At 72.5% G+C, this 26847-nt stretch carries 28 protein-coding genes and 1 pseudogene; 6 read left to right on the plus strand and 23 right to left on the minus strand.

What is annotated here, in order from left to right; translation table 11 throughout:
* Positions 1 to 22: 22 nt before the first annotated feature.
* From C4T42_RS20565 to C4T42_RS20585, 5 genes are read right to left on the minus strand one after another with little or no spacing between them, the layout of a single operon-like run.
* The gene (locus tag C4T42_RS20565) at positions 23 to 778 is read right to left on the minus strand and encodes a CoA-transferase (RefSeq protein WP_103985791.1); all 756 of its coding nucleotides are present in this window, start codon (positions 776 to 778) and stop codon (positions 23 to 25) included.
* Positions 771 to 1598 (minus strand): CoA transferase, encoded by an 828-nt coding sequence (locus C4T42_RS20570; RefSeq protein WP_020096113.1) that lies wholly within the window; start codon positions 1596 to 1598, stop codon positions 771 to 773. Before C4T42_RS20570 ends, C4T42_RS20565 begins: the two co-directional genes overlap by 8 nt.
* A gap of 25 nt (positions 1599 to 1623) precedes the next feature.
* Positions 1624 to 2340, minus strand: a complete 717-nt coding sequence (locus tag C4T42_RS20575) for an enoyl-CoA hydratase/isomerase family protein (RefSeq protein WP_103985792.1) — start codon at positions 2338 to 2340, stop codon at positions 1624 to 1626.
* Between the two features lie 10 nt (positions 2341 to 2350).
* Complete coding sequence (locus C4T42_RS20580; RefSeq protein WP_020096111.1) at positions 2351 to 3508, minus strand: CoA transferase; 1158 nt, start codon at positions 3506 to 3508, stop codon at positions 2351 to 2353.
* Positions 3509 to 3523: 15 nt separating this feature from the next.
* The gene (locus tag C4T42_RS20585) at positions 3524 to 4339 is read right to left on the minus strand and encodes an IclR family transcriptional regulator (RefSeq protein WP_020096110.1); all 816 of its coding nucleotides are present in this window, start codon (positions 4337 to 4339) and stop codon (positions 3524 to 3526) included.
* Between the two features lie 277 nt (positions 4340 to 4616).
* Here C4T42_RS20585 and C4T42_RS20590 point away from each other — a divergent pair, with 277 nt between their 5' ends.
* Together C4T42_RS20590 and C4T42_RS20595 are read left to right on the plus strand one after the other, a co-directional pair.
* Positions 4617 to 5924, plus strand: coding sequence for an MFS transporter (locus C4T42_RS20590; protein WP_020096109.1), 1308 nt, complete (start codon positions 4617 to 4619; stop codon positions 5922 to 5924).
* Between the two features lie 15 nt (positions 5925 to 5939).
* A pseudogene (locus C4T42_RS20595) lies at positions 5940 to 6044 on the plus strand (integrase core domain-containing protein); the annotation flags it as partial.
* A 213-nt stretch (positions 6045 to 6257) separates the two neighbouring features.
* Here the strand turns inward: C4T42_RS20595 and urtA are convergent.
* The 12 genes from urtA to C4T42_RS20655 all read right to left on the minus strand — a co-directional run bounded on the left by urtA (position 6258) and on the right by C4T42_RS20655 (position 18082).
* Complete coding sequence (urtA, locus tag C4T42_RS20600; RefSeq protein ID WP_091681517.1) at positions 6258 to 7490, minus strand: urea ABC transporter substrate-binding protein; 1233 nt, start codon at positions 7488 to 7490, stop codon at positions 6258 to 6260.
* A gap of 175 nt (positions 7491 to 7665) precedes the next feature.
* Entirely contained in the window at positions 7666 to 8502 is an 837-nt protein-coding gene (locus C4T42_RS20605) for an urease accessory protein UreD (protein WP_103985793.1), read from the minus strand.
* A gap of 2 nt (positions 8503 to 8504) precedes the next feature.
* Entirely contained in the window at positions 8505 to 9131 is a 627-nt protein-coding gene (gene ureG, locus C4T42_RS20610; protein WP_020095176.1) for an urease accessory protein UreG, read from the minus strand.
* A gap of 42 nt (positions 9132 to 9173) precedes the next feature.
* The gene (ureC, locus tag C4T42_RS20615) at positions 9174 to 10886 is read right to left on the minus strand and encodes an urease subunit alpha (protein ID WP_020095175.1); all 1713 of its coding nucleotides are present in this window, start codon (positions 10884 to 10886) and stop codon (positions 9174 to 9176) included.
* 10 nt (positions 10887 to 10896) lie between these two features.
* Positions 10897 to 11592 (minus strand): urease subunit beta, encoded by a 696-nt coding sequence (locus C4T42_RS20620; RefSeq protein WP_056530829.1) that lies wholly within the window; start codon positions 11590 to 11592, stop codon positions 10897 to 10899.
* A 10-nt stretch (positions 11593 to 11602) separates the two neighbouring features.
* Positions 11603 to 12286 carry an urease accessory UreF family protein gene (locus C4T42_RS20625; protein WP_103985794.1) on the minus strand — a complete coding sequence of 228 codons (684 nt, stop codon included), beginning with the start codon at positions 12284 to 12286 and terminating at the stop codon, positions 11603 to 11605.
* A complete protein-coding gene (gene ureE, locus C4T42_RS20630) occupies positions 12280 to 12744 on the minus strand; it encodes an urease accessory protein UreE (RefSeq protein ID WP_056530822.1) in 465 nt (154 codons plus the stop codon). Before ureE ends, C4T42_RS20625 begins: the two co-directional genes overlap by 7 nt.
* Before the next feature lie 90 nt (positions 12745 to 12834).
* Positions 12835 to 14142, minus strand: coding sequence for a type III glutamate--ammonia ligase (gene glnT, locus C4T42_RS20635; protein WP_056530819.1), 1308 nt, complete (start codon positions 14140 to 14142; stop codon positions 12835 to 12837).
* Positions 14143 to 14217: 75 nt separating this feature from the next.
* Positions 14218 to 15546: an FMN-binding glutamate synthase family protein gene (locus tag C4T42_RS20640; RefSeq protein WP_091926773.1), complete on the minus strand. Its 1329-nt coding sequence runs from the start codon at positions 15544 to 15546 to the stop codon at positions 14218 to 14220.
* 103 nt (positions 15547 to 15649) lie between these two features.
* A complete protein-coding gene (locus C4T42_RS20645; protein WP_091926774.1) occupies positions 15650 to 16336 on the minus strand; it encodes a GXGXG domain-containing protein in 687 nt (228 codons plus the stop codon).
* Positions 16337 to 16385: 49 nt separating this feature from the next.
* Entirely contained in the window at positions 16386 to 17294 is a 909-nt protein-coding gene (locus C4T42_RS20650) for a glutamine amidotransferase family protein (protein ID WP_091926775.1), read from the minus strand.
* Positions 17295 to 17395: 101 nt separating this feature from the next.
* A complete protein-coding gene (locus tag C4T42_RS20655; protein WP_091926776.1) occupies positions 17396 to 18082 on the minus strand; it encodes an XRE family transcriptional regulator in 687 nt (228 codons plus the stop codon).
* 308 nt (positions 18083 to 18390) lie between these two features.
* Between C4T42_RS20655 and C4T42_RS20660 the strand changes: the two genes are divergently transcribed.
* The 4 genes from C4T42_RS20660 to C4T42_RS20675 are packed head-to-tail and all read left to right on the plus strand — an operon-like array spanning position 18391 to position 21731.
* Entirely contained in the window at positions 18391 to 19845 is a 1455-nt protein-coding gene (locus C4T42_RS20660) for an FAD-binding oxidoreductase (protein WP_020095166.1), read from the plus strand.
* Between the two features lie 59 nt (positions 19846 to 19904).
* Positions 19905 to 20324, plus strand: a complete 420-nt coding sequence (locus C4T42_RS20665) for a DUF4383 domain-containing protein (protein WP_026605246.1) — start codon at positions 19905 to 19907, stop codon at positions 20322 to 20324.
* Positions 20321 to 21448, plus strand: a complete 1128-nt coding sequence (locus C4T42_RS20670; RefSeq protein WP_244540768.1) for a hypothetical protein — start codon at positions 20321 to 20323, stop codon at positions 21446 to 21448. The genes C4T42_RS20665 and C4T42_RS20670 overlap by 4 nt, the downstream gene beginning before the upstream one ends.
* Positions 21432 to 21731, plus strand: a complete 300-nt coding sequence (locus C4T42_RS20675) for a hypothetical protein (RefSeq protein ID WP_056530802.1) — start codon at positions 21432 to 21434, stop codon at positions 21729 to 21731. Before C4T42_RS20670 ends, C4T42_RS20675 begins: the two co-directional genes overlap by 17 nt.
* 35 nt (positions 21732 to 21766) lie before the next feature.
* Here C4T42_RS20675 and C4T42_RS20680 read toward each other — a convergent pair whose 3' ends face one another.
* From C4T42_RS20680 to C4T42_RS20705, 6 genes are all read right to left on the minus strand, one after another.
* A complete protein-coding gene (locus C4T42_RS20680; RefSeq protein ID WP_020095162.1) occupies positions 21767 to 22111 on the minus strand; it encodes a hypothetical protein in 345 nt (114 codons plus the stop codon).
* A 128-nt stretch (positions 22112 to 22239) separates the two neighbouring features.
* Positions 22240 to 23148, minus strand: coding sequence for a lysozyme inhibitor LprI family protein (locus C4T42_RS20685; protein ID WP_244540769.1), 909 nt, complete (start codon positions 23146 to 23148; stop codon positions 22240 to 22242).
* A gap of 100 nt (positions 23149 to 23248) precedes the next feature.
* Complete coding sequence (locus tag C4T42_RS20690; RefSeq protein WP_244603248.1) at positions 23249 to 23659, minus strand: hypothetical protein; 411 nt, start codon at positions 23657 to 23659, stop codon at positions 23249 to 23251.
* A gap of 138 nt (positions 23660 to 23797) precedes the next feature.
* The gene (locus C4T42_RS20695; RefSeq protein ID WP_091926780.1) at positions 23798 to 24601 is read right to left on the minus strand and encodes a hypothetical protein; all 804 of its coding nucleotides are present in this window, start codon (positions 24599 to 24601) and stop codon (positions 23798 to 23800) included.
* Between the two features lie 67 nt (positions 24602 to 24668).
* Positions 24669 to 25433, minus strand: a complete 765-nt coding sequence (locus C4T42_RS20700) for a hypothetical protein (RefSeq protein ID WP_091926781.1) — start codon at positions 25431 to 25433, stop codon at positions 24669 to 24671.
* A gap of 52 nt (positions 25434 to 25485) precedes the next feature.
* Entirely contained in the window at positions 25486 to 26841 is a 1356-nt protein-coding gene (locus tag C4T42_RS20705) for a hypothetical protein (RefSeq protein WP_091926782.1), read from the minus strand.
* Positions 26842 to 26847 lie beyond the last annotated feature (6 nt).

Raw genomic sequence — 26847 nt, forward strand, 5'->3', positions numbered from 1 at the left:
TCCCGTCTGTCTGCCCCGCGCCTCAGCGCAGGCGGATGCCCGCATCGGCCTCGAACCGGCCCTCCGGGTCGAGGACCGCCAGCGCCGCCCGCTCCTCTGGGGTCGGCGGAGGCGTCGGGGCGGCACCGTCCGCCGAGAACGCGAAACCGGTGCGGTCGCGGACCTCGTCGAGGCTCGCCTCCGGATGCCAGGAGGCCAGCACGAGCCGGCCCTCGCGCTTCGTGAAGACGGCGATCGGCGTGACCACGCCGTGCATGCCGCCGGACGCGGTGACGAAGTCGAGGGTCTCGACGAGGGTGCGGCGGGAATGTTCCGTACGCCACGTGACCGCCCGGCGGGCGGTGGGCAGCATCACGGCGCCGCCGCCGCCGCCCGGCAGCCGCACCCGCGGAGCGTGCCAGTCGCCGATGCAGGAGACGTTCGTGCGGCCCAGCCCGTCGACCTGCGCGGCGCCCAGGAAGCACAGGTCCATCAGGCCGCGGGTGCAGAGATCGTAGAAATCCTCATTGGCGAAGATCGCCCGCGAGCCCTCGGCGAGGACCGGGTCGGAGGACGAGATCGGCACCTTCGACGGGTTCGGGTCGACGCCGCCGGCGACGTTGATGTAGGTGAACGCGAAGGGATAGGCCTGCTTGGCCAGGAGGCAGGCCAGCATCGGCAGGGCCGAGTTCACGCCGCTGAAGGTGATCTCGTTCGGCCGCACGAATCGGGCGAGATTGGTGACGATGTAGGAAAAGCCCGACCAGGCCTCGATCGCGTTGGACGGCGCCTCAGACATGGGCAGCCTCCCGGGCCTCGGGGCCGGCGGCGAGGTGATCGGCGAGCACGCCCGGGGCGTCGGCCATGTAGGCCTCCACGGCCGGGTAATCGATCTCGTAATCCGGCCAGAGCGAGCCGGGCCAAGCCCCGTTCGGCACGATGCTCAACGCCTCGACGAGGAAGTGGGGCACCAGCGTCAGTTCGGGCTGGTCGCGGAAGGAGGCGTCCGGGGCGACCCGCTCGGCCACCACGAGCACGCGCTTGGCCGAGCGGCTCATGATCCGGTCCCAGTGCGAGGTCCCGAAGACGCGCACGTCCCCCGACGCGCTGACCTCGTTGGCCTGGATCACCGCGAAGTCCGGCTGGATGCGCGGGATGGCGTAGACCGCCTCGCCGCTGCCGTAGGGGTCCTCGATCGTCTTCCAGCCGTTGAGCGCCGGCAGGTCCGAGCCGTGGATGCCGCCGCAGGGCATGAACGGCACGCCGAAGGCAGCCGCCCGCAGGCCCGCCGTCAGGCTGGCGCAGGCGTGCTCCTCCAGGCGGACCTCGCCGGACTCGATCGCCCGGCGGTACCAGGGCGCGAGGCCGAAATTGCCTTCCATGGCCACGATCCCCGCCTTCGCCCGCGACAGGGCGCCGGCGCGGCAGAGAATGTCGATGTCATAGCCGGGCGACTGCTTGACGACTTCGAGGTCGCGGCGGCCCTGGCGGATCAGCTCGCGCACGAACGCGAAGGGGCCGCGGTGCAGGAAGCTGCCGCCGAGCGCCAGGGAGCTGCCGTCCGGCACGCGGGCTGCGAGGTCTGCGAGGGGGACGATCTTCTGGGTTCCGGCGCTCACGGGGCGTCCTCCGATCGGGCGTGTGTCAGGCCGCGCGGTAGGCGCGGATCCGGTCCTTCAGCCCCGGGCGCGCGGCCGAGGCGACGAGGTCGGCGAGGTCGTCCGCGCGGGTGTCGCGGGCGGCGGCGCGGTTCAGGGCCGCCCCGGCCCAGGAAGACAGCCGCGTCGCCGCTTCCGAGGCGGCCGCGACGGTGTCGAACCACGAGTCGGTCGCCGCGACGGCGGTGAGGAACCCGTCGGACAGGGCCTCCGGGGCGTCGAAGACCCGCCCCTCCTGGAGGACGAGCCGGGCCTTGGAGCCGCCGACCCGCTCGGCGTAGCGCCGCGTGCCGAGCACCAGCCCGAAGGACAGGCCCGGCATGCGGAAGGTGGCGGCCGGATCGCTGACCCGCCGGCCGCAGGCGCAGATCACGTCGACCCCGGCGCCGAAGTTCCGCCCGTGCGCGAGCGCCAGCGTGTCGAACGGCGCGTGGGCCAGCGCCTGGAGGAGCTGCTCGATCCGCACGAACCGGAGCAGCAGGTCGCCCTCCGACAGGTCCGCGTAGCCGCCGAAGTCGAACCCGGCGCTGAAGTTGCGCCCCGCGCCCTTCAGCACGAGGAGCCGTGTCCCGTCGCCGGCCGCAGCCGCGACGGCGTCGAGCAGCGCGTCGACCAGGGTGGCCGACAGGGCGTTCATCTTGTCGGGGCGGTTGAGCGTCAGGGTCAGCGTGTCGCCGCTGCGCTCTTTCAGGAGTTCGTCCATGGCGCCGCCCTCAAGCCGTGCGCGCGCGAGCCGGCGCGGCCTCGCCGAACAGTTCGGCGTTGTGCTGCCCGAGGGCGGGCGGCTCCCGGTAGATCGGGAAGCCCTCCCCTGAGAACTTCAGCGGCGACACGAAGGTGCGCGTCTCAGCGCCGGACGGCAGGGTCACCGGCTGGACCCAGCCCATATGCGCGACCTGCGGGTCGGCCAGGGCGTCGGCGTAGCCGTTGATCGGTGCGCAGGGCACGCCCGCGGCGCGGAACCGGGCCAGCAGGTCGGCGCAGGTGAGGTCGGCGAAGTCGCGCTCCAGAATCGCCAGGAGTTCGCCCTGGTTCTGCGCCCGCAGGGCGGTCGAGGCGAAGCGCGGATCCTCGGCGAGGTCGTCGCGCCCGATCGCCGCGCAGGCGGCGCGGTAGAGGGCGTCGTTGCCCGCCGCCATGGCGAAGTACCCGTCCTGGGCGCGGAAGGCCTGATAGGGGGCGTTGCGCGGATGGGCCGAGCCCAGGCGCTTCGGGTCGCGGCCGCTGCCGAAATACTCGCTGGTCTGGAGCGCCCCCATCGCCAGGGAGGCGCCGAACATCGAGGCGTCGATGTGTGCGCCGGGTCCGCCCGCCCGCACCTGGAGCAGCGCCGCCGCGATGGCGTAGGCCGCGTAGAGGCCGGTGCCGAAATCCGAGATCGGTACGCCGCACTTGACCGGGGGCGCGCCGGGCTCGCCCGTGACGCTCATCACGCCGCTCATCGCCTGGAGCGTCAGGTCGAACCCGGCCTCGGCGGAGCGCGGCCCCTCCTGGCCGAAGGCTGAGATCGAGCAATAGACCAAGCCGGGCCGCCCGGCGCTGACGCGCACGTAGTCGAGGCCGAGCCGCTTCATCACGCCGGGGCGGTTGTTCTCCAGCACCACGTCGGCAGAGCCGATCAGGTCCAGGGCGCGCGCCTTGTCGGCCGGATCCTTCAGGTCCAGCGTCACAGAGCGCTTGTTGCGGTTGAGCGAGGCGAAGTTCTCGCTGAAGCCCGCGTTGAGGGGCGGCCAGGCCCGCATCGAGTCGCCGCCCTCCGGATTCTCGACCTTGATGACGTCGGCTCCCATGTCGGCGAGCAGCATGGCGCAGAATGGCCCGGCCGCGACACTGCAGAACTCGATCACGCGGATACCGGACAGCGGTCGCATGGGCCTACTCCTCGATCAGGCAAGCGCCGCCGGCGCGCGCGGGGGCGCTGAGCCTCGGGCATGCCGCGGCGCGGCAGGGGATGAGACGGTGATGGGGTTGTAGCCGAGGGCCCGCGACAGGCTGCGCGCCGCGTCGACGACCACGTCGCTGAAGCGGCGGAGCGCCGTGGGATTCAGGCGATCGGCCGGCCCGGAGATACCGATCGCCGCGACGGGACGGCCCATGGCATCGTGGACGATCGCGGCGAGCCCGCACACGCCCTCCCGCCACTCCCCGCGATTGATCGCGAAACCCTGAATCCGGACCTGCTCGAGTTCCCGCCGCAGGAGGTCGAGGGTCGCGATCGTGCGCGGCGTGTGGACCTGGAGCGTCTCCGGCAGGTGGGCCAGCGCCTCCTCCTGATAAGCGAGCAGCGCCTTGCCGGACGCCACGCAATAGGCCGGAGCGCGGCCACCGATCGACGAATAGGCGCGAACCGGCTGGGGGCTCTCGATCTTGTGCAGGTAGATGACGTCCGCCCGGTCGAGCAGCGACAGGTGGATGGTCTCCTGGGTTTGATCGGCCAGGGTCCGCATGAAGGGCTCGGCGACCTGCCGGACGTCGATCCGCGCCACAACGGGACTGGCGAGCTCGAAGAGCTTCAAGGTGCAGGCGTAGGTGCCACCCGTCTGGGCGCGCACGTAGCCGGCGGCCACCAGTGTCTGGAGCGTGCGATGCACATTGCTCTTCGTGAGGTTGAGCGCGCGTGCCAGTTCGCTGACGCCCCGGGGCGTCTCGCTGCCGGCCAAGTGCTCGAGAAGCATCAATCCCTTGAGGAGGGTGCTGTCCATCGTTCCAACATTCGAAACGCCGTTCTGGTAAAAGCTAGCGTTGCCCGTGGCGCCTCGTCAAGTGCAGTCCTCTGAACGAGTTGCAACAACAATGGCGGTTTCTCGAATACCGGCCGCGCGGTCGCGAATTCTGCAGGTTCTCCATTGACTGCAGGCCAGGGCGTTCATAGCCTATCAATTCCTGATACGTCGTTCCAAATAATAGAACAACTTGCGTCGTTCTCAGGCCGGCACAGCCTTCCGAAGAGGAGGCCGATTCATTGACGGGAGAGAAACCATGGACGCTTCGGTGCAGCGACCGCCCTCGAAGAAGGACGTCTTCCGCGTCGTGAGCGGAAACTTCCTCGAAATGTTCGATTTTATGGTCTACGGCTTCTACGCCGCTGCGGTGGCAAAGGCCGTCTTTCCCAACGACAACGAGTACGTCTCGTTGATGCTGTCGTTGGCCACCTTCGGGATCGGCTTCCTGATGCGTCCGCTCGGCGCCATCGTGCTTGGCGCCTATATCGACCGCCACGGCCGACGAGCCGGGTTGGTCATGAGCCTCGCCATCATGTCGGTGGGCGTCGCGCTCATCACGTTCACGCCGACCTACGCATCGATTGGCATCGCCGCTCCCATTCTCGTCCTGATCGGCCGACTGCTGCAGGGGTTCTCCGCCGGCGCCGAATCCGGCGGCGTCTCGGTCTATCTGTCGGAGATCGCGACGCCGGGGAATCGCGGCTTCTACGTGAGCTGGCAATCGGCGAGCCAGCAGGTCGCCGTGGTCTTCGCCGCCGTTATCGGCGTGACCCTGCGCGGCTTCCTGACGGAGGAGCAGATGCTCGCCTGGGGATGGCGCATTCCGTTCCTGATCGGCTGCCTGATCATCCCCGTCCTGTTCTGGATCCGGCGCTCGATGCAGGAGAGCGAGGATTTTGCGCAGCGGGCGAAGCATCGCCGCGTAACCCTCGGCGAGATCTACCGGTCACTTCTCCAGAACTGGGCGATCGTGCTCAAGGCGGTGCTGCTCGTCACACTGACGAGCGTCTTCTTCTACATGATCACGGCCTATACCCCGACCTACGCGCGTCAGGTTCTTGGCCTAAGTGCGCATGACAGCTTCGTGGTCACCGTCTGCGTCGGCGTGGCGAACTTCGTCTGGGTGCCCGTTATGGGGGCGGTGTCGGACCGGGTCGGGCGGCTTCCGGTGCTCCTGACCTTCTCGGTGTTGATCGGTCTCACGGCTTACCCGGTCATGGCGTGGCTCGTGACAGACCCGTCCTTCGGCCGCTTGCTGGCCGCCCTCATGTGGATGTCGTTCCTGTATGGCGGCTACCAGGGGGTGATGGTCGTCACGCTGACCGAGATCATGCCGGCCGAGGTTCGCGCCACAGGCTTCTCCCTGGCCTACAGTCTCGCACAGGCAATTTTCGGCGGCTTCACCCCGGCGATCTGTACCTATCTGATCCACGCAACGGGGAATCGAGCCATGCCAGGCCTCTGGCTCGCTTGTGCGGCCCTGTTCTCGATCGTGGGCGCTCTGACCCTCTACCGCAACGTGCACATCTCCCGACGTGGGACGACGGCTGTCACGCCGGCCTGAGCGCGGACCGGCACAAGCGCGTTGGCCGACTCGTTCAATGGCCGCCTGCGCGACGAGTGCCTGAACGCGAACTGGTTCTCGTCGTCGGCCGCCGCGAGGAGCGAGATCGATGCGTGGCGGCCGCAGGCCAGCCCGGCTGGACCACAGCCTCCGTCTCTGGGCGCCTCAAGGCGTTTCAGCTCTTCCGACGACGGACACGCGGCGCGGCCCCGTCATCGGCGTCGTCGACCCGCAGGCGGCGATCAAACGCGACATCGCCGGCCACAACCGACACGCCGAGCCCGTCATCTGGACCCGGCCGGCCACCGATATCCTCGCAGCCGTCAGCCTGGCCTACTGGTACCCTTTCGGGAACGGATCGGGCTTGATCAGCTCGGGGCTGGTGTAGACGATCTCGAACTGGCCGTCGGGCTTCGCCCGGCCGACACGGGTCTTCGACCAGAGATGGTGGTTCTCGTCGATCTTCACGTAACCTTCCGGCGCCCCCTTGAATTCCAGGCCGGGCGAGGCCGCCACGACCTTGTCGACGTCGAAGGTGCCGGCCTTCTCGCAGGCCATCTTCCACAGGAACGGGCCGAGATAGGCCGCCTGCGTCACGTCGCCGATGACCGTCTTCTCGCCCCACATCTTCTTGAACGCGGCCACGAACGCCTTATTGTTCTCGTTCTGGATCGACTCGAAGTACTTCATGCACGAGTAGGCCCCGGCGATGTTCTCGCCGCCGATGCCGTCAACCTCGTCCTCGGTCACCGACAGCGTCATCAGCACCTGCTTCGACAGGTCGATGCCCGCCGCCTTCAGCTGCTTGTAGAACGCCACGTTCGAGCCGCCCACGATCGTGGCGAAGATCACCTTCGGCTTGGTGAGCTTGATCTTGTTGATGACCGAGTTGAACTGCGTGTGGCCGAGGGGGAAGTACTCCTCGCCGACGACCTTGCCCTTGAGCACGGTCTCGATGTGCCGGCGGGCGATCTTGTTAGAGGTGCGCGGCCAGATGTAGTCCGAGCCGATGAAGTAGAAGCTGTCGCCGCCCTTCTCCTTGTGGACCCAGTCGAGGCCGGCGAGGATCTGCTGCGTGGCCTCCTGGCCGGTGTAGAAGACGTTCTTGGACTGCTCCAGGCCCTCGTAGAAGGTCGGATAGTACAGCAGGCCGTTGTACTGCTCGAAGACCGGCAGCACCGCCTTGCGCGAGGCCGAGGTGAAGCAGCCGAACACGGCGGCGCAGTGGTCGTTGACGAGGAGCTTCTTGGCCTTCTCGGCGAAGGTCGGCCAGTCGGAGGCGCCGTCCTCCTGGATGATCTTGATCTTGCGTCCGAGCACGCCGCCGGCGTCGTTGATCTGCTGGATCGCCAGCTTCTCGCCCTGGCTCGGCCCGGTCTCCGAGATCGCCATGGTGCCGGTGATCGAGTGCAGGATGCCGACCGTCACCTCGCTGTCGGTCACCGCCAGAGCGCCGGCCTCGGCGGCCGCCGCGACGCGCGGCAGCGATGCCGCGAGCGGGGCCGCCGCCAGCCCGAGCAGCAGGCGCCGGCGGAGGGTGAAGTGCGCGGGATCGTCTGTCGCCATGGGGGGCAAATCCTTCAGATCGTTCGAGAAGGTGGGCCGCCCCGTCCGCACCGGATCAGCCGTCGCGCACGGATCGTCTCCTTCGGCATATTTCTTCAAAAGAAAATAAATTTCGCAAGATGAAAACATCGGCAGCCTGCCCATATCGGCGGCGGCGATCCCGGGCGCCGGCTTCCTATTTGCGGCGGCGCGCCGGGGCGAGCCCGGTCAGCGCCGCGAAGGCGCGACCAGCGGCCGCCTCCAGCCCCGCCGCCAGGGTGCCGCCGTCGGGCGCGAGGAGCCGGAGGCCGAGCCCGGCCGCGTTCGGCAGCGGGCTGAGCCCGGCCCGGCAGCCGGTGCGGTCGGCCGCGGCCTGGACGTCCCCGGGATCCGGCAGGCACGGGGCCGGACCGAGGATGACGAGGGCGCCGTAGGCCCGCCACGGGCCGAGCGGCGAGGCCGGATCGCGGAACTCGGCGCCGGCGATGCGCGCCCGCTCGCGGACCAGGACGGCCCCCGCCGCCGTCTCGATGCCGAGGGCGAGCTCGACGTGCTCGAACGGCCTGCCGCGGCCCTCCGGGTCGTGACACGCAATGCTCTCGGAGACGACGGCACGGGCCCCGGGCTCGAGCGTGACCCGGGTCGAGGCCGAGAGGGCGGCGCCGGGGAACAGGATCAGGGGATCGGGCACGCAGTGGAGGAAGGCATCGGCGCCGACGCGGATCCGCGTGTCCTGGCGGGCCGGCTGGTCGGCGCTGCGATGGACGACCGTGGCGGCCTGGGTGGTGACGTGCGCCGCCGAGCCCGGACCCATCGCGATGTCGAGGCCGAGACGGTCGCCGCGGTAGAGGCCGCCGGAGGCCGATTGCAGGTACAGCGTGATCAGCTCCGGCCGCTGCGGATACAGGCGGAACGGCTTCGTGATGTGGAACGGGTACGGCACGTGCTGGTCGGCGAGCACGCTGGTCCCGCCGCCGCGCACGAAGCCGAGGCGGGCCGTCGCGCGGCGGCCGGTCTGGACGTCGTCGGGCACGGCTAGGGCGCGAACAGGACGGCCCGGCCGATGGCATCCGCCACCGCGTCGATGCCGAGGCCCGCGCGCGCGTTCGTGGCGAGGACCGGCCTGCCGCTCCGGACCCGCGCGGCCTCCGCGAGCATCCCGTCGAGGTCGACGCCGACATGCGGCGCGAGGTCGACCTTGTTGATCACGAGGAGGTCGCAGCGCAGCACGCCCGGGCCGCGCTTGCGCGGGATGTCGTCGCCGCCGGCCACGTCGATCACGAAGATCCACCAGTCCACGAGGTCGAGGGAGAAGGTCGAGGCGAGGTTGTCGCCGCCGGATTCGAAGACGAGCAGCTGCAGGCCCGGGAAGCGCGCCTCCAGCGCGTCGCCCGCGGCGATGTTGAGGGTCGGGTCCTCCCGGATCACCGTGTGCGGGCAGGCCCCGGCCTCCACCGCCTCGACGCGGCTCGGATCGATCAGCCCGGAGCGGCGCAGCCGCTCGGCATCCTCCTTGGTGACGAGATCGTTCGTGATCACCGCGAGATCGACGCCCCGCGCCCGCAGCACGGGGATCAGCCGCTCGATCAGCGCGGTCTTGCCGGATCCGACCGGGCCGCCGATCCCGATCCGGGCGGCGTTCGCGGGAGTCACGTCGGTCATGGGGAGCGGGGCCGTGAGAGGGGTGGCGGGGTTCGGCGCCGCTCAGCGCAGCATGTAGCGCTGGGCGAGCGGCAGAGTCCGGGCCGGCTCGCAGGTGGCGAGCACGCCGTCGACGAAGACGTCGAAGGTCTGCGGGTCGACGCGGATCTCCGGGCAGGCGTCGTTCCAGAGCATGTCGGCCTTCGTCAGCGTGCGGGTCCCGCGGGCGGGCAGGAGCGCCTTGCGCAGGCCGAGCCGGCCGCCGAGATCGGCCTCGATCGCCAGGGGGTGGACGAAGCAGGCCGAGAGCGCCTGCTTGGCGCGCCCGAAGGCGCCCCATTGCGGGCGCATCAGCACCGGCTCGCAGGTCATCAGCGAGGCGGCGGAATCGCCCATCGCGCCCCAGGCGATGAAGCCGCCCTTGATCACGAGCTCCGGCTTGATCCCGAAGAAGGCCGGCCGCCAGACCACGATGTCGGCCATCTTGCCGGGCTCCAGCGAGCCGACATGCTCCTGGATGCCGAAGGTGCGCGCCGCGTTGATCGTGTACTTGGCGATGTAGCGCCTGATCCGGGCATTGTCGCCGAAGCCCGGCCTCTCCTCGGGGAGCGGGCCGCGCTGGTCCTTCATCTTCGAGGCGAGCTGCCACGTCCGGCAGACGACCTCGTGGATCCGGCCCATGCCCTGGCTGTCGGAGCCGAGCATCGCGATCGCCCCGATGTCGTGGAGCACGTCCTCGGCGGCGATGGTCTGGGCGCGGATGCGGCTCTCCGCGAAGGCCACGTCCTCCGGCAGGGCCGGGTTGAGGTGGTGGCACACCATCGTCATGTCGAGGTGCTCGTCGAAGGTGTTGACCGTGTAGGGGTTGGTCGGGTTCGTCGACGAGGGCAGGCAGTGCGGCAGCCCGGCGACCCGGATGATGTCCGGCGCGTGGCCGCCCCCGGCCCCCTCGGTGTGGTACATGTGGATGGTGCGGCCGCCGATCGCCGCCAGCGTGTCCTCCACGAAGCCCGACTCGTTCAGCGTGTCGGTGTGGAGCTGGACCTGGAAGTCGTACGCGTCGGCGAAGCCCAGGCAGGCGTCGATCGCGGCCGGCATCGCGCCCCAGTCCTCGTGGATCTTGAGGCCGAGGACGCCGGTCTCCAGCTGCTCCTTCAGGGCGGCCGGCCGGTGGGTGTTGCCGCGCCCGAGGAAGCCGAAATTGACCGGCCAAGCCTCGGCGGCCTGGAGCATGCGGCCGGTGTTGAACGGGCCGCCGGAATCGATGCCGACGGTGATCGGCCCGAGCGAGCCGCCGAGCAGGGTCGTAACGCCGGAGGCGATCGCGTGGTCCGGCAGGCCGGCGGAATCGAAGTGCACGTGCACGTCGATGGCCCCGGGCGTCGCGATCAGGCCCTCGCAGTCGCGCACCGTCGTCCCGGCCGACACGATCAGGCGCGGGTCGACGCCGTCCATGATCGCCGGGTTGCCGGCCTTGCCGAGCGCCACGATCCGCCCGTCCTTGATGCCGAGATCGCCCTTCTGGATGCCGAGGACGGGGTCGATCACCACGACGTTGCAGAGGAGGAAGTCGAGCGCGCCCTGCGCGGCGGTCACCCCGGGCGCCATCCCGATCCCGTCGCGCAGGGTCTTGCCGCCGCCGTGCAGGCACTCGTCCCCATAGACGGCGTGGTCGTGCTCGACGACCGCCACCAGGGAGGTGTCGGCGAGCCGCACCCCGTCCCCGGTGGTCGGCCCGTAGAGGGCGGCGTAGTCGCGGCGCGGGATCGTCACCATGGCAATCTCCCTAGGCGCCCTTGAAGCCGCGGGCCTTGGCGCGGGCGAGGGCCGCCGCCCGCGCCGCGTCGTCGGGCAGGGTCCCCTGCGTCAGGTCGTTGAGCCCGGTCAGCTCCCGGGCGCCGCCGAAGCCGACCAGCGTCACGGTCTTGCGCTGGCCCGGCTCGAAGCGGATCGCCGTCCCGGCCGGGATGTCGAGGCGGTGTCCCAGGGCCGCCGCCCGGTCGAAGTCGAGCGCCCGGTTCACCTCGAAGAAGTGGTAGTGCGAGCCGATCTGGACCGGGCGGTCGCCGGTGTTGACGACGTCGAGGGTGACCCGCGGGCGGCCCGCGGCGAGCTCGATCGCGCCGTCGGCCGGCAGGATCGCGCCGGGCTCCAGGGTGTCGGCGGGGGCGCCCGCCCGGGCGCGGACCGGCTCGTGGACCGTGACGAGCTTGGTGCCGTCCGGGAAGACGCCCTCGACCTGCAGGATCGGCAGCATGGCGGCGATGCCCGGCATCACGTCCTCGGTCGACAGGATCGTGGAGCCCCAGCCGATGAGGTCGGCGACGCTGCGCCCGTCGCGCGCGCCCTCCAGGATCTCGTCGGTGATGAGCGCCACCGCCTCGGGGTAGTTGAGCCTGAGGCCGCGGGCCCGGCGCTTGCGGGCGAGCTCGGCCGCGGTGAAGATCGTGAGCCGTTCCAGCTCGGTGGGCGTGAGCAGCATCACCCGCTCCCTAGTTGGCGAACAGGCGCAGGTCGGCGCGCGCGTGCCGCATCGCGGCGACCTCGATCAGCGGCGTGAAGCCCGTGAGGACGATCGCGCCGTCGGGGTCCTCGGTCACGGGCCGCTCGGCGATCTCCGCAACGAGCGGCAGCACCGTCTGGAGGGCCTGCTGGCCCTGGATGGCGCCCACCTGACCGAGCCGGACCGTGGCCGAGACCAGGCCGGAGACGAGCTGGTAGCCGGCGACGGCCGCCGCCTCCGCTTCCGACAGGCCCAGCCCCCGCCACAGGGCGCCCTGCACGGTGGCGAGGTGCCCCAGCATGAGCCCGGACCGGATCGCGGCGCGGATGTCCCCGGCACCGGGCGTCGCGAGCCGCGCGTGGGTGGTCAGCAGGGAGGCGCCGTTGCGCCGGCTGCCGGTGCGCATCGCCTCGACGAGGGTGGCCGCCTCCACGGCGGCGTCGATGCGGCCGAGCCGGGCCGGATCGGGGCCGGCGCGGTGGGCGAGGATCAGGGCGACGCGGTCGCTCTCCGCCCACCGGAAGCGCACGAGGGCCGTGAGCGTCCACGTCAGGCTCCCCGTGTCGAAGGCCGGGTCGCCCGCGACGAGCCCCTCGATCCCGTTGGAGAAGGCGAAGCTCCCGCTCGGGAAGGCGGCGTCGGCCTGCTGGAGGGACAGGAGCCGGCTCAGCACGGCGCCGCCTCGTCGAGGATGGTGTGGGTCACCTGCCGGTCGGTGACGAGGGCGCCGAGGCGGACGAGGTACGCGTCGGCCGGTCCGTCCATCGCCACCAGGAGGGCGCCGTCGGCGAAGCGGACCCGCCAGTGGAGGTTGCCGGCGTGGTAGCCGAGCTCGAGGGCGGCGGCCTGGCTGTCCGGGACGAGGCGGAGCCAGCGCTCGGAGCCGACCCGGGCGACGAGGGCGCGGTCCGCGTCCAGCGCCAGCACGGCCCCGTCGAAGAGCGGCTCGTCCCGCGGCAGGGCGAGGGCGATCTCCTCGCCGGACTGGGTGGTCGCGCGGATCCGCCGCCGAGCGACGTCGGTGCTCGACACGACGAGCACGTCCACCGCGCCGCGATGCGCGAGGTGGTGCAGGCGATGCGCCATCTCGGCGTCCTGCCGGCTGCCCAGGATACGATGGATCACACGCATGTCGGTCCGCGTCCCGCTCCCCGTGGCCAGGATCGATCTGGGCCTTGCAAGAGCCGGTCCGCCGCTCGGCACGTCACCGGCAGCACCGGCTCAGACATCGAGCGTGGTCTCGCGCTCCCAGGCGGTGAAATGGGCGCAGTAGCTGTCCCACTCATTCTGCTTCAACTTGAGGTAGGCGACGGAGAACGCGCCGCCCAGATTGTCCCGCAGGGCCTCGTCGGCCTCGAAGGCGCGCAGGGCGTCCAGCAGGTTGAGCGGCAGGCGCGGCGCGCCGGTGACGGCGTGGCCGTCGCGGTACATGTCGACGTCGCTGTGCGGCCCGGGATCGGCCGCCGACGCCAGGCCGTCCAGGCCCGCCGCCAGGATCGCCGCCTGGAGCAGGTACGGATTGGCCGCCCCGTCGGGCAGGCGCAGCTCGAACCGGCCCGGCCCGGGCACGCGCACCATGTGGGTTCGGTTGTTGCCGGTCCAGGTCACGGCGTTCGGCGCCCAGGTCGCGCCCGAGATCGTGCGGGGCGCGTTGATGCGCTTGTAGGAATTGACCGTCGGGTTGGTGATCGCGGCGAGCGCGGGCGCGTGCCGCATGATCCCGCCGAGGAAGTGCCGGCCCCGGGTCGAGAGGCCGAACGGCATCTCGGGATCCGCGAAGGCGTTCACGGTGCCGGCATTGTTCCACACCGAGACGTGGCAGTGGCAGCCGTTGCCGGTCAGCCCCGGGAACGGCTTCGGCATGAAGGTCGCCCGCAGGCCGTGCCGCTCGGCGACCGAGCGGACCATGAACTTGAAGAAGGCGTGCTTGTCGGCGGTGGCCAGCGCGTCGTCGTACTCCCAGTTCATCTCGAACTGGCCGTTCGCGTCCTCGTGGTCGTTCTGGTAGGGCTTCCAGCCCAGAGCCAGCATGTGGTCGCAGATCTCGGCGATCACGTCGTAGCGGCGCATCAGCGCCTGCTGGTCGTAGCAGGATTTCTCCGCCCGATCGTGGTGATCCGAGATCGCCGATCCGTCCGGGCTCAGCAGGAAGAACTCGGCCTCGACGCCGGTCTTGACCCGCAGGCCCTCGTCGGCGGCCCGCGCCACGAGCTGCTTCAGCACCACCCGGGGCGCTTGGTCGACGGGCGCGTCCGCCATGGTGCAGTCGGCCGCCACCCAGGCGACGTCCGGCTTCCAGGGCAGCCGGATCACCGAGGCGGCATCCGGCATCGCGAACAGGTCGGGATGGGCCGGTGTCAGGTCGAGCCAGGTGGCGAAGCCCGCGAAGCCCGCGCCGTCGCGCTGCATGGCGCCGATCGCCTGCGCGGGCACCAGCTTGGCGCGCTGGCAGCCGAACAGGTCCGTGTAGGAGATCATGAAGTACTTCACGCCGTGCTCGGCGGCGTAGGCGGAAAGGTCGGTCGTCACGGCAGCCCCCTGAGCGCGGATCGGGTGGGGGCCGGCCGCGCCCCGTTCCGGCGCGACCGGCGGGGTTGAAGGGCCCTAGAAGCCCGCTTTGCCCGGGTACCAGTCGGTCCCGGCCAGCGGCACGCGGGCCATGGCGGCGGCCTCGAGCGTCAGCGCCACGAGGTCCTCGGGCTCCAGATTGTGCAGGTGGTTGTGGCCGCAGGCGCGGGCGATCGTCTGCGCCTCCAGGGTCATCACCTTCAGGTAGTTGGCGAGCTTCCGGCCGGCGCGGACCGGGTCGAGGCGGGCCGCCAGCTCGGGGTCCTGCGTGGTGATGCCCGCCGGGTCGCGGCCCTCGTGCCAGTCGTCGTAGGCACCCGCGGTCGAGCCGAGCTCGCGGTACTCCTCCTCGTAGGCCGGGTCGTTGTCGCCGATGGCGACGAGCGCCGCGGTGCCGATCGAGACCGCGTCCGCCCCGAGCGCGATGGCCTTGGCGACGTCCGCGCCCGAGCGGATGCCGCCCGAGATCACGAGCTGCACGCTCCGGTGCAGGCCGAGATCCTGCAGCGCCTGCACGGCGGGGCGGATGCAGGCGAGCGTCGGCTGGCCGACATGCTCGATGAACACGTCCTGAGTCGCCGCCGTGCCGCCCTGCATGCCGTCGAGGACGACGACGTCGGCCCCGGCCTTCGCGGCCAGTGCGGTGTCGTAATAGGGCCGGGCGCCGCCGACCTTCACGTAGATCGGCTTCTCCCAGTCGGTTATCTCGCGCAGTTCGCCGATCTTGATCTCGAGATCGTCCGGGCCGGTCCAGTCCGGATGCCGGCAGGCGGAGCGCTGGTCGATGCCCTTGGGCAGGTCGCGCATGGCGGCGACTCGGTCGGAGATCTTCTGGCCGAGCAGCATGCCGCCGCCGCCGGGCTTGGCGCCCTGGCCGACCACCACCTCGATGGCGTCGGCGCGCCGGAGGTCGCGCGGGTTCATGCCGTAGCGGGAGGGCAGGTACTGGTAGACGAGGATGTCGGAATGGCCGCGCTCCTCGTCGGTCATGCCGCCGTCCCCCGTGGTGGTGGAGGTGCCGGCCAGCGTAGCGCCGCGGCCGAGGGCCTCCTTGGCGTTGGCGGACAGGGATCCGAAGCTCATGCCGGCGATGGTGATCGGGATCTTCAACGCGATCGGTTTCTTGGCAAATCGCGTGCCGAGGGTGACGCCGGTCCCGCAGGCCTCCCGGTAGCCCTCCAGGGGATAGCGGGACATCGAGGCGCCGAGGAACAGCAGGTCGTCGAGATGCGGGAGCTTGCGCTTCGTGCCGCCGCCGCGGATGTCGTAGATGCCGGTGGCCGCGGCCCGGCGGATCTCCGCCAGGGTGTGGTCGTCGAAGGTCGCCGACTTGCGCGGCGGCATCGGCGGGTTCTGGTAGGTCATGCCCGGTCTCCCGCTTGAGCCGCTCCCGATCGGGAGCGGCTTTAAGTCCTTGATTCGACGCGCTCGCTTGCGCCGAACCGGTATCCACTCCGGCGGCGCGCTCTCAGTAGGCGTCGGCGTTGTCGATGTTGAAGCTGTAGAGTTTGCGGGCCGAGCCGTAGCGCCGGAACTCTTCCGGCCGGACGTCCGCGACCCCGGCGCGGTCCAGCAGGGCCGCGAGGTGCGCGCGGTGCTCGGGGCGCATCGGCTTCTCGACGCAGTCGGCCCCGAGGCTCTTCACGCTGCCGCGGACGAACAGCTTCGCCTCGTAGAGCGAGTCGCCCAGCGCCTCGCCGGCATCGCCCAGGACCACGAGGGATCCGGACTGGCCCATGAAGGCCGACATGTGCCCGATCGAGCCGTGCACGACGATGTCGATGCCCTTCATGGAGATGCCGCAGCGCGAGGCCGCGTTGCCCTTGATGACGAGGAGGCCGCCGCGCCCGGTGGCGCCGGCATATTGCGAGGCGTCGCCCTCGATCACGACGGTGCCGGACATCATGTTCTCGGCGACGCCGGGACCCGCCGAGCCCTGCACCGTGACGGTGCCGCCGTCGTTCATGCTGGCGCAGTAGTAGCCGACCGGGCCGCGCACCGTGACGGTGACGGGCCCGTCGATCCCGACCGCCACCGCGTGCTGGCCCCGCGGGTTCAGCACCTCGAATTCGGTGTCGTTGGCGCTCGGAGCGACGCCGTGGAGGGCTTGGTTCAGGGCGCGCAGGGGCGTCGCCGCCAGATCGAAGACGGGCATGGGCGAGATCCGTGGACGAGATCCGTGACGAGAAGGCTGCGGGGGCGGCTCAGGCGGCCCGCCGCTGATCCCAGAAGTAGACGGTCGCCGGCTCGGGCTCCCAGACGCGGGCGGATTCGATCCCCGGCAGCCCGACGAGCGCCCGGTATTCCGAGCCGAAGGCGACGTAGCGCTCGGTCTCCGCCATGATCGCGGGCTTGCAGGCGATCGGGTCGCGCAGCACCCCGAAGCCGGACTTGGTGCCGACCACGAAGGTGAAGAACCCGTCGAGATCCGTGAGCGCCCCCGCGAGCGCCGCGCCGAGGTCCCGGCCCCGCGCCATCGCGGTGGTGAGATAGGCCGCCGCGACCTCGGAATCGTTCTCCGTCTCGAAGGCCATACCGTCGCGGGCGAGGCTCCGGCGCAGGTTGTTGTGGTTCGACAGCGAGCCGTTATGGACGAGGCACTGGTCGGCGCCCGTCGAGAACGGGTGCGCGCCCATGGTGGTCACGGCCGATTCCGTCGCCATCCGGGTGTGGCCGATCCCGTGGGTGCCCGACATCCCGGCGATGCCGAAGCGCGCCACCACCTCCCGCGGCAGGCCGACCTCCTTGTAGATCTCCACGCTCTCGCCCGCGCCCATCACGCGCAGATCGGGCGCGAGGCCCTTCAGGGCGCCGCGCGTCGCGGCGAGGCGGTCGGACGCCACGGTGATGACCGCGTGCGAGCTCGTCACCGCCACCCGCGCCGAGCCGCCGGAGGCCTCCGCGAGGCGCTGCTCCAGGGCGGGGAAATCCGCCTCCGGGCGTGCCGACTGCACGGTGATCTTCGACAGGCCGGGGGCCGGCGGCCGGTAGATCGCGAGGCCGGCCGAGTCCGGCCCCCGATCCGTCATGGTGACGAGCATGTCGGCGAGCAGCGCGCCGAGCTGCGGCTCCAGGGCGGGGTCCTTCAGGAACAATCCGACGATGCCGCACATGGCACCACCTCCGTCGCGGGTTCGCCCGGAGCATAGGCGGCCTGCGCGGCGGAAATCAACCCTCAAGAAATAAGATTTCTTCCAGAGAACAACGCGGCCCGTCAGCCGGTGCGGCCCGACTGTGGATACGCGATCACCGAGAGGTAGCGGGCCGGCAGCACGAGCAGCTCCGCCGGCCCGTGCGGGGCATCGGCGTCGAAGAACAGGCTGTCGCCGGGCTGCATGTGGAAGTGCCGGTCCCCGTGCCGGTACAGCACTTCGCCCTCCAGCATGTAGAGGAACTCCAGGCCGGGGTGCTGGAAGGTCGGGAACACGTCCGAATCGGTCGTGAGCGTGATCAGATACGGCTCGACCGTCACGCCGCTGGTGTTCTCGTGGATGTGCCCGAGCAGGTTGTACTGGTGCCCGGCCCGCGTGCCGCGCCGCTCCAGCTCGATCCCCTCCCCGGCCTTGACGAAGACCGCGTTGCGGACCTCCTCGTAGCCGCGGAAGAAGCCGGTGATCGGCATGCCGAGCGCCTGGGCGAGCAGCTGCAGCGTCGTCAGGGACGGCGAGATGTTGCCGTTCTCGATCTTCGACAGCATGCCGGGCGACAGGCCGGTCGTCGCGGCGAGGTCCGCCGAGGTGATGCCGAGCCGCTTCCGGCGCTCGCGCACCGCGTGGCCGATCGCGCGCTCGAGGTTGTTCTCGCGCGGCTCGCGGACGGCGTGCGGATCCTGCAGCAGGACCGGCTCCCGCTCCCGCCGCGGGGCCTCCCCTGCCGTCCGGTTCGAAGCGCCTGACGGCATGGCGGATCTCCCTCCTCGGCGATCGTGGGCTCCGGCCAAGCGGGTCCTCCGCCGCCGTGCCGTGGCCCCGGACGCCTGTCAACGTCGCGATCCGCGACCCGTCGAAGAATCGCGGTTGAGGACGGATCGGCGCGCGGCGCCGACGGCCGGAGCGCGGGCGCTCGACCGCGCCGGGGGCGGCGTGGCATCGTCCCGGCCGGCGGTGCGCCGCGCTCCGTGCGTGATCTCACGCCGCCGGATCCGAACCCGTCGCAGGGTTGGCCGGCGGGGCGAGCCGGTCGCCCCGCCGGCGCGAATCGAGGGTGGGCATGGCCGGGACAGGACCGAGCAGGCGCGGGATCCTCGCGGGCGGCGGCGCCGCGGCGGCCGCCGCGCTGCTGCCGCGGGCGGCCCGGGCCGCGCCGCGGATCATCCTCAACGACGCGAGCGGCCTCAACCCGACCCCGGTGACGCGCCACGCCGTGCTCCCGACGGGGTCGACCGACGCCCTGATCGAGGCCGTGCGCGCCGAGATCCGGGATGCCGCCGCCGCCGGCCGGCCTGTCGCCGTCGGCGTCGCCCGGCATTCCATGGGCGCCCAGAGCCTCGCCCGCGACGGGACGGCCGTGACCCTGGAGGGCGGCCCGATCGAGCCCGACACAGCCGCCGGCCTCTACCGGGTCGGGGCCGGCGCGCGCTGGTCGCAGGTCATCCGGCAGCTCGACCGGATCGGCTACTCGCCGACGGTCATGCAGTCGAACAGCGATTTCGGGGTCGGCTCGACCTTCTGCGTCAACGCTCACGGCTGGCCCGCGCCGCACGGCCCGTTCGGCTCCACCGTCCGCGCCGTCCGCCTCGTCCTGGCCGACGGCAGCCTCGTGACCTGCTCCCGCGAGGAGAACGCCGAGCTGTTCGGGCTGGCGATGGGCGGCTACGGCCTGTTCGGCATCGTGGTCGACCTCGTGGTCGAGATGGTGCCGAACCGCCTCCTCACGCCGACCTTCGCGGTGATGCCGGCCGCGGATTTCGCGCCGGCCTTCGCGGCGGCGGTGGCGCGCGACGCGCGCCTGCGCATGGCCTACGGCCGGCTCTCAGTCGCGCAGGCCGGCTTCTTCGACGAGGCGATCCTCGTCACCTACGCGGAGGCCGAGCACCCGCCGCAGGTCCTGCCCGCGGCGGCCGCCCAGGGGGCGTTCTCGGCGGTCTCGCGGGAGATCTACCGCGCCCAGGTCGGCAGCGAGTTCGGCAAGCGCGCCCGCTGGATCGCCGAGACCCGGCTCAACCCGACGCTCGATCCCGGCCTCGCCACCCGCAACAGCCTGATGAACGAGCCGGTGGCCAACCTCGCCTCGCGCGACCGCAGCCGCACCGACATCCTGCACGAGTACTTCGTCCCGCCCGAGCGCTTCGACGCGTTCCTCGCCGCCTGCCGCGAGACCATCCCGCGCTCGGGCTGCGACTGCCTCAACGTCACCCTGCGCTACGTGGCGGCGGACCCGGACTCGGCGCTGGCCTACGCGCCGGGCCCGCGCATCGGCGCGGTGATGTCGTTCTCGCAGGGCCTCACCCCCGGCGACGAGGCCGCGATGATGCGCATGACCGAGGCCCTGATCGAGCGCGTCGTGGCGATCGGCGGGGCCTATTACCTGCCCTACCGCCTGCACGCCCGGCGCGACCAGATGGCCCGGGCCTATCCGAAGCTCGACGCCTTCGTGGCGGCCAAGCGCCGCTACGATCCGGGGCTGCTGTTCCGGAACGCCCTGTGGTCGACCTACATGGCCTGACCGCGCCCCGGCACGGATCCGCCTCGCGCGGGCCGCGCGTGCCGACTCAGGAGACGCCCATGAGACCCACGCCCCCGCAGGTGGCCGCCCTCGCCTTCGCGGCCATCCTGCTGTTCGCCGCCGCCACCGACTACGTCCCGGCCTTCCGGGACGCGGAGGGCCGCGTCTTCGGCCTGTTCCGGCTCGACGTCTACAAGGACGCGCTCCACCTCGCCTCCGGCCTGTGGGCGCTCGCCGCCGGCCTGTGGTCGCGCTCCGCCGCCGTGACCTTCCTGCGGGCCTTCGGGGCGATCTACCTCCTCGACGGCGTCGTCGGCGTGCTCACCGGGTCGAGCTTCCTCGACCTGTCGCTGTTCCTGAAGGGCTTCCAGGACAGCCCGCTCCTGTCCAACGGCCCGCACCTGAGCCTCGGCCTCGCCGGCGTCGTGCTCGGCTGGTGGCCGTGGCGCGCCCGGACCGCGGCCGGGGTCGCCGCGTGAGCCCCCGGCCCCCCCGCCGCCGGCGACGGGTCGTCCGCTGGGCGGTCGCCGGCCTCGCCGTTCTGGCCCTCGCCTGCGCCCTGCCCGTCGCGGCGATCGAGGGGGGCTGCACGGTCAGGCCCGATCCCGCCGGGCCGGGGCGTTCGGCGGGCGGCTCGCGCTTCGGGATCGCCCCCGAGGGCTACAAGCGCGCGGCCGGCGACAGCTACCTCACCTTCCCCGAATGGGACATCGTCCACGCCTACGCGGACCTCGCCGGGGTGACGCGTTCCGCCTCGGAATCGGCCTTCGACTACTGGGCGGCGACGACGGGCTTCTGGACGAGCCTGTGCGGGGCGACCCGGGCGGCCGGGCGCACCGGCGACGTCACCGCGGGCCAGAAAGTCACCAACTACGTGATCGGCCTGAGCTTCACGGCCGAGATGCTGATCCAGGGGGCCTACGAGCGCACCCTCGGGGCCCTGACCGCGCGGTGGCGGGGGCCCGAACCGACCGACGAGGATCGGTTCAACGCCCGGCTGCTCGGGGATTACGCCGCGTTCCTGCGCCAGACCCCCTGGTACCGCTACCCGTTCGACGCGGAGCTGTCCCGGCTCTGGCACGAGGTCCCGTTCACGCCGTCCCTGCGGGCTGTCGAGCGGCGCGGCGCGCTCACGCTGCAATACGGGGTGAAATGGGCCTACGCCCAGGGGATCGCGTGGCTCGCCGGGATGGACCCGGCCGGCCTGACGATCCGCAGCGTCGTGGCGGGGCTCGATGCCGGCGACGCGGCCGCCGACCCGCGCATCACCCTCCTCGGCCCCGTCCCGGCCGGCGACGGCGGCCCGGCCGCCCTGATGGAGACGCCGCGCTACCGGGCCTTCACGGAGATCGTCCGGGGCCTCGGCGCGCGGGGCCGGACCGTCCTGGAGATCGCCGGCAACCACCGGATCCTCACCACCGTCCTCCTGCCGCCGGGCCGGACGGTCACCCTCGCCGGGGCCGAGCCGCTGTTCGCGATGCCGATCCAGTCCGAGCCGGGCTGGCAGCGCGTCGGCTACGACACCGCGGTGGAGCAGCTCGTCGCGCAGATCCGCGCCGTGGAGGCCGCGGGGGGGCGGTTCGAGCATGCCTACGATTACTGATCGGCGCCCGCGGCGCGGCCTGCCGGTCGGCGCCGTCGCGGCGGCGCTCGCCGGGGGGCTCGGCGTGACCGCGCTGACCGCCCTCGCGGTCCAGCCGGAGACCGTGGTGGCGCTCGGGAACCCCGCCGCCCTGGCGGCCGCCGACGACGGGGCCCTGGTCTCGTCCGGCCGCGCGTACCTGGTGCTCCGGCCCGCCGCGCCGGGCGCGGTCCGGCGCCTCTACGCGGGCGGTGCCTGGCTGGTCCTGCCGGCGCCCGGGACCGGCTGCCTCGGCGTGCGCTGAGGACAGCGCCCGAGGGGCGGCCGGAGGGCCGGTGCTCAGTAGGGATCGGAGCGCTCGAGGATCTCCTGCCCCATCAGCACGCAGCTACCGGGCATCGGCGCGTAGATCAGCCGGATCCGATACGCGCCCTTGTAGATGCTGCCCTCCACCTCGATCACCTGGAAGCGTCGCGTCCCGACCAGGGACGCGACGGTGCCGACGGACCGGACGGACGCGGGATCGACCGTGGCCCGCGCGTCGCCGTCGCTGTGGAAGCGCAGCAGCTTGAGGGCCTGCCGCTCGGCGTCGGCCGCGCAGGGGGGAATGGGGGCCGCGACCGCGGCGGTCGCGGCCAGGCCCGTCACGGCGATCAGCGGCAGCGCCCGCAGGATCCGTCTCATCGGCACGCGACCCCGTATTCGTGGACCTCGGGCAATTCGCCGTCGCCCGTCGTGGTCACCGAGAGCGTGCCGGCGGCTCCGGGCCGGCGCAGGGCCCGGATCAGGCGCGGGGGCGTGCGGTCCCATCGTCACCGGCTGCTCGGGGCGCCCGCCGGCGCGGGCGGGCTCGATCCCGGGGCCGTCCGGGCCGCCGGAACCGGGTCGGGCGGCGGATAGGCGGGGTCGGTCAGGCAGGTCGAGAGCCAGGTCTCGGCATCGGCGTCCGGGGCCAGCTCGACGTCGAGGACGGGCCGAGGGCCCGCGGGTGCCGCTGCCGCGCCGGCGGCGGCCGGGGCGGCAGGCCGTGCCCAGCGGCCGTCGGCGTTGTCGGGACCCGGGCATTCCGCGTCGTCGCCCCCGCCGATCGTGCAGGTCGCGACCGTGCGCGCGGCGCCGTCGACGACCCGCGCGACCGTGCGCGTCTCGGAGGTGTGGCCGCTCGCCCAGTCGTCGGACAGCGTGCAGACCCGGTCGCCGTTCTGGTAGCGCCGGCTGCCGAAGCACCCGTAGACCCGGTCCTGCCCGACGGGCAGGAAGTCGCACGCCGCGTCGAACCCCGCGAAGGGGCCGCCGGTGAACCGCGCCGCGAAGGCCCGCTGCCGCAGCGCCGCCGCGATCCAGTGCGGTCGGGCCGGATCGCTCTTCGAGCGGCCGGACAGGTCCTCGGTTCGTGCCCGGATCGCCTCCAGCACGACGGCGCGCGCGTCGGCCGCGTCCGGGTCGCCGAGCCACGTGTCCCGGGCCGCCACCCAGCGCTTCTGGCTGGCGACCAGCATCGCGCGGATCTCGGCGTCGTCCGTGCTGTGCAGGAGGCCGGAATAGGCCGCACCCAGGGCGGCGTCCGCCTTCCGGAGCGCCGGGTCGGCGCAGATCATGCGCTCGAGCGGGCTGGCCGCCTTGCGGCAGTCGATCGCGCGGGCCGACGACGGCGCCAGGAGGGTTGCGGCGAGGGAGGCGGCGATGGCTGCCGCGAGGGTGGCCGCCGGGAGGCGCGTCACGGCCGGTCCCGCGCTGAGCATCGCCCCGAAGCTCGCACCGGACTGCGCATCGGAACCTCGCCTCTGGGCCGCGTGCCTGGAGCCGGTCGACATCGGGGGCCTACTGCGCCGCGGCATCGACGATGCGGCACAGGTTCTGGTCGACATCCTGACCGATCTGACCGGCCTGCACCATGAACAGGGCGTCGACCCGGCTGCCCGCCCCGGCCTTGCGCACGACGACCCGCAGCGTCTGCGGTCGCCCCGAACCGGATGTCTCCTGCTGGGCCGTCAGGGTCCCGAGCGCCTTCTCCACGTGCACGCCCACGAACCCCTCGGCCAGGACCGCCCGCGTCACCCGGTCGAACGCGGCCCTGGGGCTGACCGAGGGGAAGATCATCCATGTCTTGTAGGTGATGGCCTGGAGCATCGGCGTCCCCTCGCTCCGGTAATGGTCGCGGCACGTCTCCGCCGCGGCCGCGGGGAGCGGGAGCGTCGACAGGATGGTCGCGTAGATGAATGCGTTCCGCATCGATCCCATGGGGCGCCTCTCACTTCGCTCTGCTGGTGGTTCTGTCGATGACCTGCCGGACCTGTGCAGCGGGGGCCGGTCAGGCGTGGATTCGTCGGATGAGCGAGGCCGGGCCGCACCGGCCGGCCCCGCAGGGTCTCATAGCTGCGGCGCGGCCGCTGGCCGGGGGCGCGGCGCCGGCGCCATCGCGCGCGGCGGCGGAGGCTCGGTCCGAGGCGGCGCGCCGGGCGCGTCCGCCGCGGCCGCCTCGGACTTCGGAGGCTCCGCGACCGGTGCCGGCCGCGGGGCCGCGACCGAGCCGCGGACCGTGTCGCGCAGGAAGTCGCCGGTGCTGGTGCCGGCCTCCCGGGGGGCCGGAGCCGGCGTCGCCCGGGCCGCCGGCGCGGCCTGCCCGGCGCCGCCCGCGCGCGGGACGGGCGCCTGCGACACCGCCGGGGCCCGGCGGGGCTCGCCCGGCGGCACGGTGATCCGGAACGTGTACGGCACCGTGGACCCATCCCCGAAGGTGACGTCGATCGACAGGGTGTCGAGTCCGGAGAAGTCGGGCCGTGCCGTGTAGTAGAGCGACATCGAATCCTTCTTGGCGTCCTCGCAGCCGTCCGGCTGCCGGATCTGCGCCCCGGTCTCGTCGACCTTGCCGCTGAGGATCCGGAACTCGCGCCGCTGCTCGATGCGCCCGCCGCGCGGCGGCCTGACGAGCTCGATCGTGGCCGCGCGCGAGCGGCACCCCTGCGTGGCGAAGTAGTAGGTGAAGCCCTGGAGGAAGATCCGCTGGCCGGGGCGCGCGGTCTTGTTCTCCACCTCCGCCCGGGCCGGCAGGGCGAGGCAGAGCGAAATGCAGAGCGGCAGGCAGAGCGCCGATCCGGGGGCGAGGACGCCGGCGCGCCGACGCGGTCGGGTCGGTGCCGCGGATCGGGGGGCGTTCGGGAGGCGCTGATGCACGGGACTCGTCCTCGGCTTGGCGGTGGGGGCGCGGGCGGCCGGTCCGGCCGTCCGCGCCGGAGCTGCGTCAGAGCTGCGGCGCGGCGGGCGGGCGCGGCGGTGCCAGCTGCTGCTGCGGCGGCGGCGCGGGCGTGCCGGACACGGGCGCCGCGGCCTCGGCGGCCTTCGGGGGTGGCGCGGCCGGCGCCGGCCGGGTGGCCGGGACCGCGCCCCGGACCGCGTCGCGCAGGAAGTCGCCGGTGCTCGCCTCCCGGGGCGCCGGAGCCGGAGTCGCAGCCGGAGTCGCGGCCGGAGTCGCCCGCTCGGCGGGAGCGGCGCGCGCCGCCGGGGCCGGCCGCGCGAGGCCCGCGTCGCGGGGGGCGGGTGCCTGGGACACCGCCGGCGCCCGCCGGCCCTCGCCCTCGGGCACCGTGATCCTGTAGGTGTAGGTGGCCTCCTCGCCGGTGACGAACGTGACGATCACCGACACCGTGTCGTGGCCGGCGAAGTCGGGCCGGGCCGTGTAGTAGAGCGTCCGCGCGTCCCGCTCGACGTCCTGGCAGCCGTCCCGCGACGGGGTGCCGTCGATGTTCTGGCCGAGGACCAGGAACTCGCGCCGCTGCTCGATGCGGCCGCCGCGCGGGGGCGTGACCAGCTCGATCGCGGCCGCCGGAACGGACGGGCAGCCCGGTCGGGTCTCGTGGGTGGCGTAGCCGTCGAGGCGGACCCGCTCCCCGGGCCGCGCGGTCACGCTCGTGGATCCCGCGAGCGCCGGTCCCGCGAGGCAGAGCCCCAGGAGGCCGACGAGGATCCCGGTGCCGCCGGCCCCTCCCGTCGTAACGCGTCGTGCCATGGGATCCTCCTCGGGTTCGCGGGTCGGGCGGTTCCGGTCCGCGGCGAGAGCCTCACTTCGCGTCGCCGCGCGTCAGGACCGGCTTGCCGCCGTCGGTACGGAACCGGACCGCGTAGGTGCTGTTCGCCGACTGGGCGTTGCAGGTGATGACCACCGGGCCGCCCATCGGGTTGGGCATCTCACAGGTGCCCTTGACCTTGAAGGTGGACTGGTCGCGCTCGGCGTACATCAGCTCGTCGACGGGCTGGTGCAGGGTGCCGCCCTCGACGAAGCCCTTGGCCGAGGCCATGAACGCCATGGCCTTGCCGTCGGTGGTGCCGAAGATGAACCCGGCCTTCGGGCTGCCGACGACGGAGGTGTTCACCGCCTCTGGGGCGCAGGTCGCGGTGAGGTCCTCCCCGTCCATCATCAGGGACTCGCAGCGGCCCTTGAAGGACAGCTTCAGGAACGTGCCCGGCGGCGGATCGCGCCCCTCCGCGCCGTCGCGCGGCGGAGGCGGCGCCTGTGTCGGCGCCTGTGCCGGTGGCGGCGACGGCGGCGGCGACGGTGGAGTCTCGGGCGTGGCCGGAGCGCGGGCCTCGGCCCGCCGGTCCCAGCCGCCGCGGGGCTGGCCGGGCTGCCAGACGCAGAGACGGGCGCCGTCATTGTCCCAGCAGGGGCCGCTCGGCGACAGGGCGCCGAGGGCCTCGGCGGCGCGCAGGCCCCCGGACGACCCGTTCCAGAAGGCCGTGGCCTTCAGCGGGTTCTGCGGGTCGCGGACGAGCTGCGCCACGACGTCGAGCTTGCCCGCGGCGTAGGAGCGGATCTCGAAGCCGCGGGCGCCGGTCTGCCCGGTCTCCGACCGGAACTGGCAGGCCCCGTCGAGGCGGACATCGCCCGCGACCTCGAGGTAGCAGTCGGCGGCCCGCGGGGCGCCGGCCTCGGGCGCCGCCGCGGGGGCGCCGCCGAAGCCGGGGCGGCCCTCGCCGACCTTCCAGGCGCAGATCCGGCTCCGGGACCCGGTCCAGCAGGCGCCCTCCGCGGTGACGCTGTCGGCGGGGCCGTCCTCGGGCTTGCCGCCGGGCTCCCGGTTCCAGGTCGCCGTGCCCTGGCCGGGCGCCGTCACCGACACGACCACGCCGTCGCGCAGGTAGCCGTTGGTGTAGGTGGCGAGGCGGAACCCGCCCACGCCGTAGCTGCGCGCGTCGGTCAGGAACTCGCAGACCCCGTCGATGACGGTCCTGCCGTCGGCCGCGAAGAAGCAGTCGGCCTTGCGGACCTTGATCTGCGCCTGCGCGGCGGCGGGCAGGAGGAGGCCGGCCAGCAGGCCCGCCATCAGGCCCGCCAGCAGGGCGGCGGCGCGGTGGGCGGTGCGGCGCCCGGCCCCAGGGTCCGGGAACCGCGCGGGATCCTTGCGGCGGGGGCCCATGGCCGT

Origin of the sequence: Methylobacterium sp. 190mf (assembly GCF_900107945.1) — a bacterium.
In the GTDB taxonomy this organism is placed as follows: Bacteria; Pseudomonadota; Alphaproteobacteria; order Rhizobiales; family Beijerinckiaceae; genus Methylobacterium.